Consider the following 15,635-nt stretch of genomic DNA (forward strand, 5'->3'; position numbering starts at 1 on the left):
ATCTCCTAATCGATTTCCAGCCGCTTAATCTGCACGCCATCATCCGCCACGATACGCAGTTGATTGCCGCCACAATCCGGGCAGCGCCTGACGCGCTGCGTCAGCAACGTGACATAGTGCTGGCAGTCGTGGCACCAGCACTCCGCTTCCTGCTGTTTCAGATGCAACTCACAGCCTTCCGCCAACGTGCCCCGGCACGTCAGTTCAAAACAAAACTGCATCGCGCTGACCTCCACACAGGAAAACGCCCCGACCTCAAGCCAGACACCGGTGACACGGCGTGCGCCATGTTGCCGGGCGTGACGTTCAATCAATTCGACTGCACGTTGGCAGAGGGTAATTTCGTGCATGCTGCCTCCTGGGTTAACTAAGGGCTGCTAATGCAAAGACGATGCCAGCCAGGCGTCATCTTTGATGTCAAAGATGACGAAATGACATGTCAATGACGGGGTTACAAACGCACGCGTCGCTTAATTTATGTTTGAATTCAATACGATAAAAACATGGCACGAAACGTGCCTGAGGGGGAGTATCCGTACAAAACAGAGTGATTTAATGATGGACATTAGGGAACTGAGTGAAAAAGCAACATACATCGCCGAACAGCAACAACGTCTACAGGCCCAGTGGAAGCAGTACGGTAACGCCTTAGTTCAGGGAATTACGCTGGCAAAAGCCCGGCTGCATCACACCATCGACTGCACGCCAGGCGAGGGGCTGCGCTTCTTCCTGTTTGAACACTTCGTCATTGGTATTCAGCCGGGCGCGGGCTTTAACAACCACCGCATTGAGTATTATCTCGAACTGGCTGACGGCAGCGATAAGTTGTTGATTGGCAGCGCCAATATGGATAACGACGGGCGCATTGACAACGCTTTCAGCAATCGCGACCGCGAGCAAGTCCTCACCCACTATCTGGCACTGATCCAGCCGATTTACGACAGCCTCTATCTGGCCGTCCACGAGAACACCCCGGTGTCGATGGAACGGTTACAACAAGCCGCCGTGGCGTAGAGATTGAGGGTGTCGAAAACTGTCGAAACGACAGGGTATCGGCATGGTTTCGTCATTAATGACGACAGTCACCAGAGGAATCCGTTGGTGAATCGTTTTGTAATCGCTGATTCAAAATTATGCATCGGCTGCCATACCTGTGAAGCCGCCTGCGCCGAAACGCACCGGCAACAAGGTTTACAGTCAATGCCGCGTTTAACCGTCACGCGCAGCCGGGACGAATCCGCACCGCAGCTGTGCCGCCACTGTGAAGATGCGCCTTGTGCCAGTGTCTGTCCGGTGAATGCCATCACCCGCGTTGATGGCGCAGTCCAGCTGAACGCTAACCTGTGCGTCAGTTGCAAACTGTGCGGCATCGCCTGCCCGTTTGGTGCCATTGAGTTTTCCGGTAGCCGACCGCTGCATATTCCGGCTGACGTGAATACCCCCAAAGCGCCCGCCGCCCCGCCCGATCCCCTCCACGTCAGCACCCTGCTGGATTGGATACCCGGCGTTCGGGCGGTCGCGGTGAAGTGCGATCTGTGCAGTTTCGATCCTAACGGCCCGGCCTGTGTCCGTACTTGCCCGACGAAAGCGCTGCAACTGATCGACAACACCGATATCGCCAAAGCCAGCAAACGGAAGCGTGAATTAACGCTGGCGGGCGCGCTCGGTGATTTGAGTCTGTTTAGCCAGCCAGAGGCACGAAAATGAATGCATATCTTTTGATTCCGTGGGCATTGTCAGGATTGATGCTCAGCGCGCTGGTGGCGGGCATTACCGCGTTTAACCGGCCCGTCAGTGGTTTTATCGCTGGCCTGGGCGGGGCGATAAGTTGTGGTTTGTTACTGGTAGCGAGCATTCAGGGGCTGCTGGGGCTTAACGCCGCCCTGCCTCACTGGCGCTGGCAGTTACAGCTGAATAGTTTTAACAGCATCTGGTTAGTGACAGTGTCACTCTGCGGGCTATTTATTTGCCTGTTTAACGTGAGCTGGCATCGCCACCCTCAGGTGAAAGCTAACGGCTGGCTGGTCAATCTGACCCTTGCCGCCAGCGTTGCGGCCTTGCTGGCTGATAACCTTGTCACACTGGTCGCGATGGCCGAAATCGTCGCGCTTTGCGGCTACTTTCTCACTGGCTGCCGCAAGTCCGGCCAGTTGTGGTTTGTGCTTGGTCGCCTCGGCACGTTGCTGCTGATTGCCGCCTGCTGGCTGCTGTGGCAGCAATACGGCACGCTCAGCTACGACGGCTTGCGGCTTATGTTGCATGGCGCGGCACTGCCGCCACTGGTATTGCTGTTAAGTTTGCTCGGCTTTGGTCTGCTGGCGGGGATTATTCCCCTGCACGGCTGGGTACCGCAGGCCCATGCCAATGCTGCCGCCCCGGCAGCCGCGCTGTTCTCAGCGGTGGTGCTGAAAATCGGCCTGTGGGGCATCATCAGTGTCTCCCTGATCGCCGGGGTGGTGCCGCTGTGGTGGGGGGTGCTGATGGTGGTGTTGGGTCTGGTGACGGCCTTTACCGGCGGTCTGTATGCCCTGATGGAGCACAACATCAATCGTCTGCTGGCGTATCACTCGCTGGAAAACAGCGGCATTATCCTGCTCGGCGTGGGGTGCGGGTTTATCGGTATCGCACTGCATCAACCGGCAGTGGTGGCACTGGGGATGATCGGCGGCCTGTACCATCTGTTTAACCACAGCCTGTTTAAAACCACGCTGTTCCTCGGGGCCGGGGCGGTATGGTTCCGTACCGGTCATTATGATATCGAGAAATTAGGCGGCATCGGCAAACGTATGCCACTGATATCACTGGCGATGCTGATCGGTTTGATGGCCATGGCCGCACTGCCGCCGCTCAATGGTTTTGCCGGTGAGTGGGTGATCTATCAGTCGTTCTTCCAGCTTGGTCGTCTGGAGCCGTTGATCGCCCAGATTATCGGACCGCTGCTGGCGGTCGGGCTGGCCATTACCGGCGCACTGGCCGTGATGTGTATGGCAAAGGTGTACGGCGTCACCTTTCTCGGTGCCCCCCGCACGCCGGAAGCGGCACAGGCCGCCAACCCGCCCGGACTGATGAATGCGATTGTTGCCCTGCTGGCCCTTGCCTGCATTAGCGCCGGTGTGGCAACCCCCTGGTTGTTACCCCTGTTTCAGCATGCCGTCCCGCTGCCGTTGCAAACCGCCGATACCCTGGTATCGCAACCGATGATCACCCTGTTGCTGCTGCTAACGCCGTTGTTACCGCTGGTGTTGCTGGCGCTGTTCCGTGGCGATCGCCTGCCGCAGCGCACGCGTGGCCCGGCTTGGGTGTGCGGCTACGACCACGAAACAGCCATGGTGATCACCGCAAGCGGTTTTGCCCAGCCCGTCAGAGCTGCCTTTGCCCCCATCCTGGCATTACGCCACCGACTCAATCCTGCACGCTGGGTGCCTGGCTGGCGCGGTGACTGGCTCGCCGTGGCCTTTCGCCGCCTGGCATTTATTGAACTGGCGATTCTGCTGGTCGCGGTCATCGCCTGAGGAGCCACTATGACGACTTTCTTTATTGCTCTGCTTCAGGCGCTGCTGCTGTTTGCTATCGCGCCGCTGCTCTCCGGCATCACCCGTATGGCCCGTGCCCGGTTGCATAACCGTCGCGGCCCCGGCGTGTTGCAGGAGTATCGCGATTTGTTCAAGTTGCTTGGCCGTCAGAGCGTGGCCCCTGCCGCCGCCGGTTGGGTGTTCCGCCTGATGCCGCTGGTGATGGTTGGCGTGATGTTGACCATTGCCACGGCGCTGCCGGTGGTCAGTCTCGCCTCGCCCCTGCCGGCGTTAGGCGATGTGATCACCTTAATTTATCTGTTTGCCATTGCGCGTTTCTTTTTCGCGATTGCCGGCCTGGATACCGGTAGCCCGTTCACCGGGATCGGTGCCAGCCGTGAGGCGATGCTCGGCGTGCTGGTGGAACCGATTTTGCTGCTCAGTCTGTGGGTTGCGGCGCAGGTGGCAGGCAGTACCCATATCAGTCACATCGTCCGTACCGTCCATGCATGGCCGCTCAACCACAGTCTGACGCTGCTACTGGCTCTCGCCGCGTGCGCCTTCGCCACCTTTATCGAAATGGGCAAACTGCCTTTTGACCTCGCGGAAGCCGAGCAGGAATTGCAGGAAGGCCCGCTTTCCGAGTACAGCGGCGCAGGTTTCGCGGTACTCAAATGGGGCATTGCGCTGAAACAACTGGTGGTGCTGCAAATGTTTGTCGGGGTGTTTGTGCCCTGGGGGCAGATGCTGTCCTTCAGTTGGGGCGGGCTGGCGCTCGCCACGGTACTGGCTGTCGTCAAACTGGTGGCGGGCGTGCTGCTGATCGCACTGTTTGAAAACAGCATGGCACGCCTGCGGATGCTTGAAACGTCACGTATTACCTGGGCCGGTTTTGGTCTGGCCTTTTTAGCCTTCGTCTCCTTGCTGGCGGCGTAATTGCAGAGAACTTATTTCATGTCTGAAGAGAAAATCGGTCAACACTACCTTGCCGCGCTGCATCTCAAGTTCCCCCACGCGGTGCTGGAGGAGAGCTGGCAGACCAAAGATCAAATCACCGTTACCGTCAAAACCGATATGCTGCCGGACGTTGTCGAATGGTTGTATTACCAGCAGGGTGGCTGGTTATCGGTGCTGTTCGGCAATGACGAGCGGCAGCTATGTGGTAGCTACGCGGTGTACTACGTACTGTCGATGGAGCGCGACAGCAAATGCTGGATCACCGTTCGCGTCGCGGTCGATGCCCATCGGCCAGAGTTCCCGTCGGTTACGCCGCGTGTCCCGGCCGCGGTCTGGGGCGAGCGCGAAGTCCGTGATATGTATGGCTTGCAGCCGATTGGACTGCCGGACGAGCGCCGTCTGGTGCTTCCTGACGACTGGCCGGACGATCTGTACCCATTGCGTAAAGACAGCATGGATTATCGCCAGCGTCCGGCCCCGACCAGCGACAGCGAAACCTACGAATTTATCAATGAACTGGGCAGCAGTAAAAACAACGTGGTGCCCATCGGCCCGCTGCACGTCACGTCTGATGAACCCGGCCATTTCCGTCTGTTTGTGGACGGTGAAAATATCATTGATGCCGATTATCGCCTGTTCTACGTCCACCGTGGCATGGAAAAACTGGCGGAAACCCGCATGGGTTATAACGAAGTCACGTTTCTCTCTGACCGCGTGTGTGGCATCTGCGGCTTCGCCCACAGCACCGCCTACACCTCCTCGGTTGAGAACGCGATGGGCATTGTGGTGCCCGAGCGCGCCCAAATGATCCGCTCCATTCTGCTGGAAGTGGAACGGTTGCACAGCCATCTGCTCAATCTTGGCCTGGCCTGCCACTTTGTCGGTTTCGACTCCGGCTTTATGCAATTTTTCCGCGTGCGCGAGCTGTCGATGAAGATGGCGGAGATCCTCACCGGCGCACGCAAAACCTACGGCCTGAATCTGATCGGCGGTATTCGCCGCGATCTGATGAAAGACGACATGCTACAAACCCGTCAGTTGGCCCAGCAGATGCGTCGCGAGCTGTTTACCCTGACGGACATTTTGTTGAGTACGCCGAATATTGAATCACGCACCGTCGGCATTGGCCGTCTCGATCCGGCTATCGCCCGCGATTTCAGTAACGTTGGTCCGATGGTCCGAGCCAGCGGCCACGCCCGCGACACCCGCGTTGACCACCCGTTTGCCGGTTACGGCCTGCTACCGCTGGAGGTACATACCCTGGCGGGTTGTGATGTGCTTTCGCGGCTTAAGGTACGTATCAATGAGGTGTTCACTGCGCTCAACCTGATTGATTTCGGCCTCGATAATCTCCCCGGCGGCGCGCTGATGGTGGAAGGGTTTACCTACATTCCTCACCGTTTTGCGCTGGGTTTTTCTGAAGCACCGCGTGGTGATGACATCCACTGGAGCATGACCGGCGACAACCAGAAACTTTTCCGCTGGCGCTGCCGTGCTGCGACCTACGCCAACTGGCCGACCCTGCGTTATATGTTGCGCGGCAATACCGTCTCGGACGCACCGCTGATCATCGGCAGCCTCGACCCCTGCTACTCCTGTACCGACCGCATGACCGTGGTGGATGTGCGCAAGAAGAAAAGCCAGGTGGTGCCGTACAAAGAGCTGGAGCGCTACAGCATTGAGCGCACCCATTCGCCGCTGAAATAGTCGGGAGAAGATCATGTTTAGCTTTATCAAAAACGCGCTCAAAGGCGGGGTGGCTACCCAGTCTTACCCCCTGCAACCCATTGATGTCGATGCCAACTTCCGTGGTAAGCCTGAACATAATGCGCAGCAGTGCATCGGCTGCGCTGCCTGCGTGAATGCCTGTCCTTCCAACGCCTTAAGCGTGGCAACCGATCTGACAGCGGGACAGCTGGCGTGGACCTTCAACCTTGGCCGCTGCATTTTCTGCGCCCGCTGTGAAGAAGTCTGCCCAACTGCGGCGATCACCCTGTCGCAGCAGTTCGAGTTGGCGGTATGGAACAAGGCCGATTTCCTGCAACAGGCCCGTTTCCCACTGTGTCACTGCCGGGAATGTGGTCATCCCTTCGCGGTGCAAAAGGAGATTGATTACGCCATTGCGTTGTTGCGCCACAACGGTGACCCGAGTGCGGAAAACCGGCGCGCGGCATTCGAAACCTGCCCGGCCTGTAAACGCCAGCACAGCCTGGCCTCATCAGCCAGTGCCGTGTTCCATCGTCAGCTAACAGGAGCCAATGGATGAATAACTTATTAGGCCCACGCGACGCTAACGGCCTGCCCGTGCCGGTGTCGGTGGAAGAATCGATTGCCAGCCTGAAAGCATCGCTGTTGAAAAAGATCAAACGATCCGCCTACGTATATCGGGTGGATTGTGGCGGTTGCAACGGCTGTGAGATCGAGATTTTCGCTGCACTTACCCCACTTTTTGATGCTGAACGCTTCGGTATCAAAGTGGTTCCCTCACCCCGCCATGCCGATATTTTGTTGTTTACCGGTGCGGTAACCCGCGCGATGCGCTCCCCGGCGCTACGGGCCTGGCAATCCGCACCTGATCCAAAAATCTGTATCTCCTACGGTGCCTGCGGCAACAGTGGCGGCATCTTCCACGATCTCTACTGCGTATGGGGCGGCACCGACAAAATCGTGCCGGTGGACGTCTATATTCCCGGTTGTCCACCGACACCGGCTGCCACCCTGTACGGTTTTGCCATGGCGCTCGGTCTGCTGGAGCAGAAAATCCATGCTCGTCCGGCAAGCGAACAGGACCTGCAACCCGCGCGTATCCTGCATTCGACCATGGTGCAGCCGCTGCGTGTGCGTATTGATCGCGCCGCCCGCCGTCTGGCGGGCTACCGCTACGGGCGGCAAATTGCCGACAGCTACATGGACAAGTTGACGTCAGGCAGTGGCGCAGTCCAGCAATGGCTGCTGGAGGAGAACGATCCACGCCTCACCGAGATCGTCACGCATTTGGAAAACCTGGTGCAGATGGAGCGTGTGTAATGAGCGCGTCCGTGGTGTTTTGCCAGCTCAGCCGCAAGTTTATCGATGAAAACGATCACACCCCGGCCGAAGCGCAACAGGTGATGTACTACAGCCTGGCCATTGGTCATCACCTTGGGGTGATCGACTGCCTCGAAGAGAGCCTGGTGTGTCCCTGGGCGGGTTACCTGGCGTGGATCGCCACCCTGTCCGACGCCAGCGAGGCCAGCCGGAAAATGGCCGGGGTGCCGCGTTACGGTGAAATCGTCATCGACCACAGCCATGTGGTGATGCTGGCACAGGCATTTGATGCCGCCAGAACCCGCCAGACCTCGCAGCAACAGCAATGGAGCCAGGCATTACTGGCGATGTTACAGGCCATTCAACAGGAACCGGCCATCTATCTGATGGTCAGGAGGCACGATGACTAAGGTTTTATTGTGTGTCGGCAACGCCATGATGGGCGATGACGGCGCAGGCCCGCTGCTGGCGGAAAAATGCCGCGTTGCGCCACGCGGTGACTGGACGGTGATCGACGGGGGCAGTGCGCCTGAAAATGATGTAGTAGCCATTCGCGCACAACGCCCGGATGTGTTGCTGATTGTCGATGCGACCGACATGCTGCTGCCACCCGGGGAAATTCGCGTGATCGACCCGGATGACATCGCCGACATGCTGCTGATGACCACCCACAACATGCCGCTTAATTATCTGATTGATCAACTGAAAGAGGATGTGGGTGAGGTGGTGTTCCTCGGCATTCAGCCGGATATTGTTGGCTTCTGCTATCCCATGACTGAACCGATAAAAAATGCCGTGGAGGAGGTGTATCAGCGGCTGGACGGCTGGATCGGTGACGGCGGGTTTACAGCGCTCACCAGCGAAGCGTGATGGTGCAACCGTCGCGGCGCGATTTATCGCGCCGCGACGACATGTGCCGACAGATGTCATCGTCAAAAGTGTCAATCCTAACATGACACCAATATAACCTGTTGTTTTACATCATATAAAAAACTGGCACGGTTTATGTATAGCTCCCTGACAATAACAAGTTCAATGCAGGAGTTTATGATGAACCGCTTCATCATTGCTGATTCAAGCAAGTGTATCGGCTGCCGCACGTGCGAGGTAGCCTGTGTCGTGTCCCATCAGGAAAACCAGGATTGCTCCGCGCTTACCCCGCAGACCTTTCTGCCACGCATTCACGTTATTAAAGGGGTGAATGTCTCCACGGCCACCATGTGCCGTCAGTGTGAAGATGCCCCTTGCGCCAATGTCTGCCCGAACGGGGCAATCAGTCGCGATAAGGGATTTGTCCATGTGATGCAAGAACGTTGTATTGGCTGCAAAACCTGTGTCGTTGCCTGCCCCTACGGCGCGATGGAGGTGGTGGTTCGCCCGGTGACGCGTAACAGCGGGGCCGGACTGAACGTGCTGGCGGAAAAAGCCGAGGCCAATAAATGTGACCTTTGCCACCAGCGCGCATCCGGTCCGGCGTGTATCGACGCCTGCCCGACCAACGCCATCATGTGCGTTGATCGCAACAAACTCGAACAGATGAGTGCCGAAAAACGCCGCCGTGCCGCGTTGGATGCGCCCTCATCGCTGACGTTTTAATCCCGGCATTTCACATTCTTACAGGTTGGCTACTGATGAAAAAAATTACCACCGTTTGCCCCTATTGCGGGGCAGGCTGCAAACTGAAACTGGTCGTCGAAAACAACAGAATCCTGCGTGCCGAAGCGGCCGACGGGGTGACGAACCAGAACGAATTGTGTCTGAAAGGCTACTATGGCTGGGATTTCCTCAACGACACCAAATTGCTCACGCCGCGTCTGACTCAGCCCATGATCCGCTATCAGAAAGGCGGCAAATTTCAGCCTGTCAGTTGGGAAGAGGCCATTCGGTATACGGCAAAACGCCTGAGCGAAATCAAGCAGCAGTTCGGACCACGCGCCATTATGACCACCGGATCGTCGCGTGGCACCGGCAACGAAACCAACTATGTAATGCAAAAGTTTGCCCGTGGTGTGCTGAACACCAACAACGTCGATTGCTGCGCCCGCGTATGCCATGGCCCTTCCGTTGCCGGGTTGCAGGTGACGCTGGGTAATGGCGCGATGAGCAACTCCATCGGCGATATTGAGAACTCCAAATGCCTGTTGGTGGTGGGCTACAACTGTGCCGACTCACACCCGATCGTGGCGCGCCGCGTGATCAAAGCCAAAAGCAATGGTGCGAAAATCATTGTCTGCGATCCACGCCGCATCGAAACCGCCCGTATCGCCGATCAACATTTGCAAATCAAAAACGGCTGCAACATGGCACTGGTTAACGCCTTCGGCTATGTCCTGTTGGAAGAGCAGCTTTATGACAAAGAGTATGTCGCGCAATACACCGAAGGGCTGGATGCTTATCGTGAAACCGTGAAAGGCTACGCCCCGGAGGATGTCGAGCATTTGACCGGCGTCCCTGCACAACAGATTCGCCAGGCCATGCGTACCTTCGCGGCGGCACCTTCCGCCACCATTATGTGGGGCATGGGGGTGACGCAATTTGGCCAGGCGGTAGATGTGGTTAAAGGATTGTCCAGCCTGGCGCTGTTGACCGGCAACCTTGGCCGGGAAAATGTCGGCGTTGGTCCGGTTCGTGGGCAAAACAATGTCCAGGGAGCCTGCGACATGGGCGTCATCCCCAACCAGTTTCCGGGTTACCAGGATGTGGTCGATCCTGCGGTCCGCGCGAAATTCGCGGCGGCGTGGGGCATCAATGCCGCACTGATGGATGACAAAGTGGGTGTGCGTATCACCGAAGTGCCACATCTGGCCCTGGAAGGCGAGATGAAGGCGTACTACATCATGGGGGAAGATCCCCTTCAGACCGAGGCGGATTTAGGCCTGGTACGTCAGGGCTTTGAGGCGCTCGACTTCGTGGTGGTTCAGGACATCTTTATGACCAAAACCGCTGAAGTGGCCGACGTGCTGCTACCCGCCACCTCATGGGGTGAACACGGTGGCGTGTTTACCTGCGCTGACCGGGGTTTCCAGCGTTTTGAGAAAGCCATCGAACCGCAATATAACGTGAAACGTGACTGGGAAATCATCAGCCTGATCGCCACCGAGATGGGCTACCCGATGCACTACGACAATAACCAGCAGATCTGGGATGAGCTGCGCGAATTGTGCCCGCTGTTCTACGGCGTCACCTATGAAAAAATGGGTGAAATGGGACATGTGCAGTGGCCCTGTCCGACGCTGGACCACCCCGGCACCCCCTATCTCTACAAGGGCAGCAAGTTCGATACGCCAACCGGCAAGGGACAGTTGTTCGCGGCGGAGTGGCGCGCACCGGCAGAAGTACCGGATGAAGATTATCCGTTGGTGCTCTGTACCGTGCGCGAGGTGGGTCACTACTCCTGCCGTTCGATGACCGGCAACTGCGCCGCACTGCAAACCCTCGCTGACGAGCCGGGTTATATGCAAATCAACCCGCTGGATGCCGACGCACTGGGGATTAAAGATCAACAACTGGTATGGGTCAGTTCACGACGCGGCAAGGTCATCAGCCGCGCCGATGTCAATGAACGTATCAACCAGGGTTCGGTGTATATGACTTACCAGTGGTGGATTGGTGCCTGTAATGAACTGACCCAGGACAATCTCGACCCGATTTCCAAAACGCCGGAAACCAAATATTGCGCGGTGAATGTCAGCGCCATTGCAGATCAGGCGTGGGCCGAGTTGTATGCGCAGACCACCTACAACCAGATGAAAGCGCGCCTGCGCGCCGCCGCAGAGGCGTAAAAAACCCGTAGCGGCGCGATTGATTGCGCTATTCCGTGCGCGATGAATCGCGCCGCTACGACCAAAGAACCTATGAACAACAACGGTATCGCATTACGTATTCGCGGCAAGGTTCAGGGGGTCGGCTTCCGCCCGTGGATCTGGCAGCTGGCGCAGCAACTCCAGCTTAAAGGTGACGTCTGCAATGATGGCGCGGGCGTGTTGGTACGTCTGACTACCCTGCCGGAGGCTTTTCTCGCGACATTGCGTCAGCACTGCCCACCGCTGGCGCGCATTGACAGTGTGGAACAACAGGCTCTGCACTGGACGGCCCTGCCGGACAGTTTTACCATTCGCCACAGTCGCACCGGCGCGATGACGACCCAGATTGTCCCGGATGCCGCGACCTGCCCGGCCTGCCTGCGTGAACTGCATGATCCCACTGACCGACGCTATCGCTACCCCTTTATTAACTGTACCCACTGCGGCCCGCGCTACACCATCATTCGCGCCATGCCTTACGATCGTCCCGCCACGGTGATGGCCGCTTTTCCCCTGTGTCCGGACTGTGAGCAGGAGTACCGCAACCCGCACGACCGGCGTTTTCATGCACAGCCGCTGGCCTGTGCACAGTGTGGTCCGCAGATCTGCTGGTACAGCCCGGAGCACAGCGTGACGGGAGAGGCGGCATTACAACAGGCGGTGGCCGTGCTGAAAAATGGCGGGATTGTCGCGGTGAAAGGACTGGGCGGTTTTCATCTGGCGGTGGATGCGCGCAATCCGGCGGCGGTAGAGCGGCTGCGGCAACGCAAACGACGCCCCAGCAAACCCTTTGCCGTGATGCTGGCGGATAGCCACGGCTTACCGGCGGGGACCATACGGTTACTCAGCTCACCGGCCGCCCCGATTGTGCTGGTTGATCGTCTCCTGGTGAGAGGGCTGAGTGACAACATTGCGCCGGGTCTGAATGAAATCGGGGTGATGCTGCCAGCCAATCCGCTCCAGCATCTGTTAATAGAGGATTTTGCTGGCCCGCTGGTGATGACATCCGGCAATCAGAGCGGCCTGCCACCCGCGCTGAGCAATGATCAGGCGCGAGATCAACTGGCCGGGATTGCCGACGGCTGGCTGTTGCATAATCGTCCGATCCTGCAACGTTTGGATGACTCCGTGCTGCGCGTCAGCGGTGAAATGCTGCGGCGCGCCCGTGGGTTTGTACCGGACGCCCTGCCCCTGCCCCCCGGATTTCCCCCTCTGCCCGCGATACTGGCACTGGGTGGCGATCTGAAAAATACCTTCTGCCTGCTACGGGATGACCAGGCGGTGCTGAGTCAGTACCTCGGTGATTTAGCGCAACCGGGCGTGGAAAATCAGTGGCGGCAGGCATTGCAGCTGATGTGCGAAATCTACCGCTTCTCTCCGCAGCAGGTCGCGATCGATGCCCATCCCACCATGCGCAGCGCACAGCTGGGTCGCGCCATGGCGTTACCCCTCACCGAGGTGCTGCATCACCACGCCCACGTTGCCGCCACCCTTGCCGAACATCACTGGCCACTGGACGGCGGCAAAGTGCTGGCGCTGGCACTGGATGGCATCGGCTATGGCGCGAACGGCCAGCTCTGGGGCGGTGAATGCCTGCGGGCAGATTATCGGGAGTGTTCCCACCTCGGCGGCCTGCCTGCCGTGGCGCTACCCGGCGGTGACCTGGCAGCCAGACAACCGTGGCGGAATCTGCTGGCGCAGTGCGAAGCCTTTGTGCCGCACTGGCAGGACTATGCGGAAACCACGGTGATACGCGAACAGAACTGGCAACCGCTGGCCCGGGCCATGCAACGCGGTATCAATGCGCCGCTGGCCTCCTCATGTGGCCGCCTGTTTGATGCCGTGGCAGCAGCCCTCGGCTGCGCACCACTCCAGCAAAGCTATGAGGGCGAAGCCGCCTGCCTGCTGGAGACGCTGGCGCTGGATCATGGCCCCTGTTGCCACCCCGTGACCTTGCCGCTGGTGCAGGGGTGTCCCGATATGATCACCTTCTGGCAGCAATGGCTGAGCTGGCAGGCCAGCGCCCCGGCCAAAGCATGGGCGTTTCATGATGCGCTGGCCCAGGGGCTGGCCGGGCTGGTTCGCCATCATGCCGCGCAACACGGTATTACCACCGTCGTTTGCTGTGGCGGCGTAATGCACAACCGCCTGCTGCGTGAACGCCTGTGCTGGTGGCTGGCTGATTTACAGGTTTTGTTGCCGTCCCGGCTGCCGGCGGGTGACGGTGCGCTTTCACTCGGCCAGGCATTGATTGCCGCCGCGCGTTTTATACCTCTTACACAAGGAAAAAAATGATGTTTTTGCGTGTTATTCGTGCCACCCCGCGCGCTGGCGCGTTGCTGGCTGGGTTAGTGGCCATGAATCTTGCCGCCTGGATTTGGGCGTTGGTGGTATTCCAGCAAAGTACCGCGCTGCTGGCGACCTGCCTGTTGGCATGGTGTTATGGCCTGCGCCATGCGGTGGATGCTGACCATATTGCCGCCATTGATATTGTCACGCGCAAAATGATGCAGCAGGGCAAACGCCCGGTTGGTATTGGCGCATGGTTTTCACTCGGTCACTCGACCATCGTTATTCTGGCGTCCATCGCCATCGCCGCCACGGCTGCCGCTTTTCAGCAAAATATGGACTGGTTCCATGAGGTGGGTAGCGTGATCGGCACCGCAGTGTCTGCCTGTTTCCTGCTGGCGATGGGGTTGGTTAATCTGGTGATTTTACGCAGTATCTGGCGCAACTTCCGCCAGTGGAAACGCGGTGCCGCCCTCACCCCTGAGGTGATGGAAACCCGTGGGGGTGGCCTGATGAGCCGGTTATTCAACGCTACCTTTCGCATGGTGGATAAAAGCTGGCATATGTATCTGGTGGGATTTTTATTTGGCTTAGGTTTTGATACCGCAACGGAGATTGGCGTGTTGGGGATCTCAGCCGCTACCGCGTCTTACGGCATTTCAATCTGGTCGATTCTTGTGTTTCCGGTGTTATTTGCCAGCGGCATGATGTTGGTGGATACCCTCGATAACCTGGTGATGCTCAATGCTTACGGTTGGGCGTTTAACAAACCGCAGCGCAAACTGTATTACAACATGACGATTACCGGCACCTCGGTCGTGGTCGCGCTATTTATCGGCGGTCTTGAAGCGCTGGGCCTGCTGATTGATAAGCTCGGCTTACAGGGCGGCATCTGGCGCTGGATTGGCGGGCTGAACGATAATCTCGGCAATGCGGGCTTTGCGGTGGTCGGGCTGTTTATCGCCTGTTGGGGCGTCTCGATGCTCAATTATCGCTGGAAGAACTATGATGCGTTGTAATCAATTGACCGCTTAATCCGCTCTATCTCAGGCAGCCGACCAGGTAACAATTTGTTAGCTGCCATGTTCATTCATTACAAAACCTTCTCTTTTCCGCTCATTTTTTGACAAAAAATGCATTTTTTCTCCTGCCAAAGCCCGCTTTAGCCAAAAGCCCTTACATTTAACATTTATAAAATGTTAATGATACAAACGTGAAACATAAAAATAACTGACCAGTTTCCATGTGCTGAAAAAGACCTTTATTTCAAATTTGTGCAACTTAATTAGGAAGCAATATGAAAAAAAGAGCCAAAACGCTGCCGGGCGTGACGCGACGGCAGGTGTTGACGTGGACGACGTTAGGTGTCGCTGCCACGGTGACACAAGCAGCTGATGCCGTCTCTCTCAAAGGTGCACCGGGCTGGACGCCCTTTTCTGACAATCCCCCCGAATCCTTCGACCAACAAGGTTGGTTGTTCTTTACCCCTGAAGAAGCGCAAACCGTGGAAGCGATCGTTGATCGTTTGATCCCCGCTGATGAACTCAGCATGGGTGGCAAAGAAGCGGGTTGTGCCGTGTTTATTGACCGCCAACTGCACGGTTTTTACGGCACCGCTGAACGGTTGTATATGCAAGGCCCCTTCCACCAGGGCACACCGGAACAAGGTGACCAGTCTCCGCTGATACCGCAACAGCGCTATCGCCAGGGCATTGCCGCGCTTAACCGCTACGTGCAAAAGAGCGCACAAAAGAACTTCGCCGATCTTCCGCCGGAACAGCAGGACCATTTGTTGCAGGCGATGGAGGCAGGCCAGGTGCATTTCGACGGCTACAATGCGCAATCCCTGTTTAACGACATGCTGACTAACACCATGGAAGGCTTTTTTGCCGATCCAATTTATGGCGGCAATAAAGACATGGTTTCGTGGAAAATGCTGGGATTCCCTGGGGCACGTTACGACTATCGCGACTATATCGATCGCCATAACGAGAATCTGGGATTAGCGCCCATCAGCATGATGCAATGGAAAGCCAGGGGATAACAA

Annotated in this window: 15 protein-coding genes; 14 read left to right on the top strand and 1 reads right to left on the bottom strand. The window is 57.6% G+C overall.

What is annotated here, in order from left to right; all coding sequences use genetic code 11:
• Positions 1 to 5: 5 nt before the first annotated feature.
• Complete coding sequence (gene hypA / locus PAT9B_RS23390) at positions 6 to 350, bottom strand: hydrogenase maturation nickel metallochaperone HypA (protein ID WP_013511768.1); 345 nt, start codon at positions 348 to 350, stop codon at positions 6 to 8.
• Positions 351 to 558: 208 nt separating this feature from the next.
• On the opposite strand from hypA, the gene hycA reads away from it, so the two are divergent.
• From hycA to PAT9B_RS23460, 14 genes are all read left to right on the top strand, one after another.
• On the top strand, positions 559 to 1,014 hold the full coding sequence (gene hycA, locus PAT9B_RS23395; RefSeq protein WP_041526128.1) for a formate hydrogenlyase regulator HycA: 456 nt from the start codon (positions 559 to 561) through the stop codon (positions 1,012 to 1,014).
• 87 nt (positions 1,015 to 1,101) lie between these two features.
• On the top strand, positions 1,102 to 1,707 hold the full coding sequence (locus tag PAT9B_RS23400; RefSeq protein ID WP_013511770.1) for a 4Fe-4S dicluster domain-containing protein: 606 nt from the start codon (positions 1,102 to 1,104) through the stop codon (positions 1,705 to 1,707).
• On the top strand, positions 1,704 to 3,512 hold the full coding sequence (hycC, locus tag PAT9B_RS23405) for a formate hydrogenlyase subunit 3 (protein ID WP_013511771.1): 1,809 nt from the start codon (positions 1,704 to 1,706) through the stop codon (positions 3,510 to 3,512). Before PAT9B_RS23400 ends, hycC begins: the two co-directional genes overlap by 4 nt.
• 9 nt (positions 3,513 to 3,521) lie before the next feature.
• Positions 3,522 to 4,448, top strand: coding sequence for a respiratory chain complex I subunit 1 family protein (locus tag PAT9B_RS23410; protein ID WP_013511772.1), 927 nt, complete (start codon positions 3,522 to 3,524; stop codon positions 4,446 to 4,448).
• 18 nt (positions 4,449 to 4,466) lie between these two features.
• Positions 4,467 to 6,176 (top strand): NADH-quinone oxidoreductase subunit C, encoded by a 1,710-nt coding sequence (locus PAT9B_RS23415; RefSeq protein WP_013511773.1) that lies wholly within the window; start codon positions 4,467 to 4,469, stop codon positions 6,174 to 6,176.
• 13 nt (positions 6,177 to 6,189) lie between these two features.
• Positions 6,190 to 6,735 (top strand): formate hydrogenlyase complex iron-sulfur subunit, encoded by a 546-nt coding sequence (locus PAT9B_RS23420; protein WP_013511774.1) that lies wholly within the window; start codon positions 6,190 to 6,192, stop codon positions 6,733 to 6,735.
• Complete coding sequence (locus PAT9B_RS23425; RefSeq protein ID WP_013511775.1) at positions 6,732 to 7,496, top strand: NADH-quinone oxidoreductase subunit B family protein; 765 nt, start codon at positions 6,732 to 6,734, stop codon at positions 7,494 to 7,496. The genes PAT9B_RS23420 and PAT9B_RS23425 overlap by 4 nt, the downstream gene beginning before the upstream one ends.
• The gene (locus PAT9B_RS23430) at positions 7,496 to 7,906 is read left to right on the top strand and encodes a formate hydrogenlyase maturation HycH family protein (RefSeq protein ID WP_013511776.1); all 411 of its coding nucleotides are present in this window, start codon (positions 7,496 to 7,498) and stop codon (positions 7,904 to 7,906) included. Before PAT9B_RS23425 ends, PAT9B_RS23430 begins: the two co-directional genes overlap by 1 nt.
• On the top strand, positions 7,899 to 8,366 hold the full coding sequence (hycI, locus tag PAT9B_RS23435; protein ID WP_013511777.1) for a hydrogenase maturation peptidase HycI: 468 nt from the start codon (positions 7,899 to 7,901) through the stop codon (positions 8,364 to 8,366). The genes PAT9B_RS23430 and hycI overlap by 8 nt, the downstream gene beginning before the upstream one ends.
• Before the next feature lie 180 nt (positions 8,367 to 8,546).
• Entirely contained in the window at positions 8,547 to 9,092 is a 546-nt protein-coding gene (hydN, locus tag PAT9B_RS23440; RefSeq protein WP_013511778.1) for an electron transport protein HydN, read from the top strand.
• 35 nt (positions 9,093 to 9,127) lie between these two features.
• On the top strand, positions 9,128 to 11,278 hold the full coding sequence (fdhF, locus tag PAT9B_RS23445) for a formate dehydrogenase subunit alpha (protein WP_013511779.1): 2,151 nt from the start codon (positions 9,128 to 9,130) through the stop codon (positions 11,276 to 11,278).
• Between the two features lie 72 nt (positions 11,279 to 11,350).
• Positions 11,351 to 13,594 (top strand): carbamoyltransferase HypF, encoded by a 2,244-nt coding sequence (gene hypF, locus PAT9B_RS23450; protein WP_041526057.1) that lies wholly within the window; start codon positions 11,351 to 11,353, stop codon positions 13,592 to 13,594.
• On the top strand, positions 13,594 to 14,607 hold the full coding sequence (locus PAT9B_RS23455; RefSeq protein ID WP_013511781.1) for a HoxN/HupN/NixA family nickel/cobalt transporter: 1,014 nt from the start codon (positions 13,594 to 13,596) through the stop codon (positions 14,605 to 14,607). The genes hypF and PAT9B_RS23455 overlap by 1 nt, the downstream gene beginning before the upstream one ends.
• 278 nt (positions 14,608 to 14,885) lie before the next feature.
• The gene (locus tag PAT9B_RS23460; protein ID WP_013511782.1) at positions 14,886 to 15,632 is read left to right on the top strand and encodes a gluconate 2-dehydrogenase subunit 3 family protein; all 747 of its coding nucleotides are present in this window, start codon (positions 14,886 to 14,888) and stop codon (positions 15,630 to 15,632) included.
• Positions 15,633 to 15,635: the final 3 nt, after the last annotated feature.

The organism is Pantoea sp. At-9b (assembly GCF_000175935.2).
Lineage (GTDB): Bacteria > Pseudomonadota > Gammaproteobacteria > Enterobacterales > Enterobacteriaceae > Pantoea.

Bases quoted from the DNA above. Each gene is read 5' to 3' on its own strand.
- hypA (WP_013511768.1), bottom strand. From the start codon at position 350: ATGCACGAAATTACCCTCTGCCAACGTGCAGTCGAATTGATTGAACGT.
- hycA (WP_041526128.1), top strand. From the start codon at position 559: ATGGACATTAGGGAACTGAGTGAAAAAGCAACATACATCGCCGAACAG.
- hycC (WP_013511771.1), top strand. From the start codon at position 1,704: ATGAATGCATATCTTTTGATTCCGTGGGCATTGTCAGGATTGATGCTC.
- PAT9B_RS23410 (WP_013511772.1), top strand. From the start codon at position 3,522: ATGACGACTTTCTTTATTGCTCTGCTTCAGGCGCTGCTGCTGTTTGCT.
- PAT9B_RS23415 (WP_013511773.1), top strand. From the start codon at position 4,467: ATGTCTGAAGAGAAAATCGGTCAACACTACCTTGCCGCGCTGCATCTC.
- PAT9B_RS23420 (WP_013511774.1), top strand. From the start codon at position 6,190: ATGTTTAGCTTTATCAAAAACGCGCTCAAAGGCGGGGTGGCTACCCAG.
- PAT9B_RS23425 (WP_013511775.1), top strand. From the start codon at position 6,732: ATGAATAACTTATTAGGCCCACGCGACGCTAACGGCCTGCCCGTGCCG.
- PAT9B_RS23430 (WP_013511776.1), top strand. From the start codon at position 7,496: ATGAGCGCGTCCGTGGTGTTTTGCCAGCTCAGCCGCAAGTTTATCGAT.
- hycI (WP_013511777.1), top strand. From the start codon at position 7,899: ATGACTAAGGTTTTATTGTGTGTCGGCAACGCCATGATGGGCGATGAC.
- hydN (WP_013511778.1), top strand. From the start codon at position 8,547: ATGAACCGCTTCATCATTGCTGATTCAAGCAAGTGTATCGGCTGCCGC.
- fdhF (WP_013511779.1), top strand. From the start codon at position 9,128: ATGAAAAAAATTACCACCGTTTGCCCCTATTGCGGGGCAGGCTGCAAA.
- hypF (WP_041526057.1), top strand. From the start codon at position 11,351: ATGAACAACAACGGTATCGCATTACGTATTCGCGGCAAGGTTCAGGGG.
- PAT9B_RS23455 (WP_013511781.1), top strand. From the start codon at position 13,594: ATGTTTTTGCGTGTTATTCGTGCCACCCCGCGCGCTGGCGCGTTGCTG.
- PAT9B_RS23460 (WP_013511782.1), top strand. From the start codon at position 14,886: ATGAAAAAAAGAGCCAAAACGCTGCCGGGCGTGACGCGACGGCAGGTG.